Source organism: Phenylobacterium sp., from assembly GCF_024508875.1.
Taxonomy (GTDB): domain Bacteria; phylum Pseudomonadota; class Alphaproteobacteria; order Caulobacterales; family Caulobacteraceae; genus Phenylobacterium.
Genome location: NZ_JANINU010000276.1, coordinates 1 through 2,528 on the forward strand (window position 1 = coordinate 1; position 2,528 = coordinate 2,528).

Sequence of the window (2,528 nt, forward strand, 5' to 3'; positions counted from 1 at the left end):
CGACCAGGTTCACCGCCTCGGTGCCGCCCTTGGTGAAGACGATCTCGTTCACGTCGGCGTTGATGAAGGCCGCCGCCTTCCTGCGGGCGGCCTCGTAGGCGTCGGTGGTCTCGTTCGCCAGGGTGTGCAGGCCGCGGTGGACGTTGGCGTACGAGTACTCCATCGCGTGCGTCATGGCCTCGATCACCGCCCGCGGCTTCTGGGCCGAGGCGGCGCTGTCCAGATAGACCAGCGGCTTGCCGTGCACCTGGCGCGACAGGATCGGGAACTCGGCGCGGATCGCTTCGGCGTCGAAGGCCATGCTCAGCCCCTCAGCCTTTCCGCCACCCAGCCGCGCACGAGCTCGCGCGCGGCCTCGTAGGCGATGCGGTCGACGACCTCGCCGATGAAGGCCTCGGTCAGCAGAGCGCGGGCCTCGTCCTCGGGCATGCCGCGCTGACGGGCATAGAACAGCGCGTCCTCGTCCAGCGCGCCCACGGTATTGCCGTGCGCGCAGGAGACGTCGTCGGCGTAGATTTCCAGCTCCGGCTTGGCGTCCACTTCGGCGCGGTCCGACAGGATGAGCGCGTGGTGCCCCATCCGCGCGTCCGTCCGGTCGGCGCCGTCGGCCACGACGATGCGTCCCTGGAACACAGCCCGGGCCTGGTCGCGGACCACGCCCTTGGTGAGCTGCTGGGTCGTCCCGTCCACGGCCTCGTGCGTGACGGCCGTCGTCAGGTCGGCGTGGCGCTTGCCCGAGAGGAGGTAGACCCCATCCAGCCGCAGCTCGGCGTGACCGCCGGGATGGCGTACCCGCGTCTCCAGCCGCTGGCGGCGCGCGCCGTCCGTAATCGTCGACTGGCCAAACGCGGCGCCGGGAGCGAGGTCCACCTCGGCCTGGCTCACCGTCACGCCGTCGGCGTCGTCCGTCGCCAAGACGATGCGCTCGACCACGGCGTCCTTGGCGAGGCTGAGCATCAGCGCGATGTGGCCGAGATAGCCGCCCTCTCCCTCATAGCTCTCTAGCAGGGTCAGCCGGCCGCCGACCTCCACATCCACCGAGACGCGGGCGGCATGGGCGCCGTCGCCGCGCGAGACGATGCGCAGGGCCACGACCTTGTTTTCACCGGGTTCGACGCCGATGTGCGCTGCGCCCTTCCCGTTGGCGACCACGATCACTTCGTGCGCCAGCGCATCGAACGGCCCACGCGACAGCGACGCCGGGTCCAGCTCGGCCGACGGCGCTGGCGCCACGCGGATCAGTCCACGCAGATCGGTCCAGCGCCAGTCCTCGTCGCGCTTGCCCGGAAGCTGCGAGACGTCGCGCTCGCGGATGGCGGAGGCGACGCTCAAGCGGCCCTCGCGTACTTCTCGTAGCCTTCGCGCTCCAGTTCGAGCGCCAGCTCCGGCCCGCCCGACTCCACGATCCGGCCACCGGCCAGCACGTGCACACGGTCGGGTTTGATGTAGTCGAGCAGCCGCTGGTAGTGCGTGATCACCAGCATGCCGCGTTCCGGCGACCGCAGCGCATTCACGCCATCCGCCACGATGCGCAGGGCGTCCACGTCCAGGCCCGAGTCCGTCTCGTCCAGGATCAGGAAGCGGGGCGATAGCATCGCCATCTGGAAGATCTCCATCCGCTTCTTCTCGCCGCCCGAGAAGCCGACGTTCAGCGCACGCTTCAGCATGTCGAAATCGATCTTCAGCTCGGCCGCCTTGGCGCGGGCCAGCTTCAGGAACTCGGGTGCGGTCACTTCCGCCTCGCCCCGCGCCTTGCGCTGCGCGTTCAGAGCCGTGCGGATGAACGTCAGCGCCGGAACGCCGGGGATCTCCAGCGGATACTGGAACGACAGGAAGACGCCCTTGGCCGCGCGTTCGTTGGGCTCCAGGGCCAGCAGGTCCTCGCCGTCCAGCATAGCCGAGCCTTCGGTCACCTCGTAACCCTGCCGGCCGGTCAGCACATAGCTCAGCGTCGACTTGCCGGCGCCGTTCGGCCCCATGATCGCGTGCACCTCGCCGGCCGGGACCTCCAGGGATAGGCCCTTCAGGATCTCCTTGGCCTCGACGGCAGCGTGCAGGTTGGAAACGGACAGCATTCTAGCGGGTCTCATCGGCGAGGAACTTGGCCACGGTCTTGAGCGCGTCCTCGACGCTCTCGACGATCTCCTGCTTGCGGGGCGTGGCCGAGCCGGCGCCGCCGCGCTTGTCGGACAGCGTGACACTGGCCTTGCCGCCCTCGAAGTAGGCGGCGATGCGGAAACGGTCGTGGTCGACCGAGACCGTGTAGCGCCGCACGTCCGCCGTCAGGCTCTTGGCCGCCAGGAAGCCGCCATCGGCGCTGACCGCCTCGTACAGCGCCTGGGCTCCGGCAAGATCGGCTTCCTGCTGCTGACGCTCGGCCTCCTCGCGCGCCCGACGTTCCATCTCGCGACGCGCGAACTCGGTCTCGAACGCATCTTTCAGCGTCAGGACTTTGGGTTTGCGCGTCCGGGCGGTCACAGCTCCACCGCCTTCTTGTCCTCGATCTTCTCGACCACCCGCACGTCGGC

General features: G+C 69.3%; 4 protein-coding genes. All 4 read right to left on the reverse strand.

The features are described from left to right. Window positions 1-301, reverse strand: a 301-nt coding sequence (locus tag Q0L11_RS18825) for an aminotransferase class V-fold PLP-dependent enzyme (RefSeq protein ID WP_296599277.1), incomplete at its 3' end; no start/stop codon positions are given. Window positions 302-303: 2 nt separating this feature from the next. Further along, the gene (gene sufD / locus Q0L11_RS18830) at window positions 304-1,332 is read right to left on the reverse strand and encodes a Fe-S cluster assembly protein SufD (RefSeq protein WP_296599278.1); all 1,029 of its coding nucleotides are present in this window, start codon (window positions 1,330-1,332) and stop codon (window positions 304-306) included. Then, window positions 1,329-2,075: a Fe-S cluster assembly ATPase SufC gene (gene sufC, locus Q0L11_RS18835; protein ID WP_296599279.1), complete on the reverse strand. Its 747-nt coding sequence runs from the start codon at window positions 2,073-2,075 to the stop codon at window positions 1,329-1,331. The genes sufD and sufC overlap by 4 nt, the downstream gene beginning before the upstream one ends. A gap of 1 nt (window position 2,076) precedes the next feature. Then, window positions 2,077-2,478, reverse strand: a complete 402-nt coding sequence (locus Q0L11_RS18840) for a hypothetical protein (RefSeq protein ID WP_296599280.1) — start codon at window positions 2,476-2,478, stop codon at window positions 2,077-2,079. Window positions 2,479-2,528: the final 50 nt, after the last annotated feature.

Excerpts from the sequence above, each read along its gene's own strand:
- sufC (WP_296599279.1), bottom strand. The coding sequence starts at position 2,075 with ATGCTGTCCGTTTCCAACCTGCACGCTGCCGTCGAGGCCAAGGAGATC.